The sequence below is a fragment of the Halomonas sp. SIMBA_159 genome, from assembly GCF_046536035.1.
Lineage (GTDB): Bacteria > Pseudomonadota > Gammaproteobacteria > Pseudomonadales > Halomonadaceae > Vreelandella > Vreelandella venusta_A.
On record NZ_JAWJBT010000389.1, the window covers coordinates 1 to 279 of the forward strand.

The window sequence follows — 279 nt, forward strand, 5'->3', positions numbered from 1 at the left end:
GCCCGGAGCACTTGTCCGCCTATCTGGCTGCTTTATCAGAGCCAAAAGTGTTGATAGATATTACTCCGAGCCAGGACTTCGCCAGGTTGTATCCTGCTTTTATTGCTGCCGGCTGCGACATTATCAGTGCTAACAAACAGGGCGTTACTTTGCTTGAAGCAGAATACCAGTAAATCAGACAAGCCGGGCAGTTAAACAACATGCAATGGCTAACTAATACTACCTGTGGTGCCGGTATTCCGGTGCAACGTACTTTACAGGAACTGATTAGTGCCGGTG

1 protein-coding gene is annotated in these 279 nt (G+C 48.4%); it reads left to right on the forward strand.

The annotated features are described in order from the left end of the window. The first annotated feature begins 11 nt into the window (after nt 1-11). Nucleotides 12-173, forward strand: a complete 162-nt coding sequence (locus R0J87_RS19730) for a hypothetical protein (protein ID WP_498888377.1) — start codon at nt 12-14, stop codon at nt 171-173. Nucleotides 174-279 lie beyond the last annotated feature (106 nt).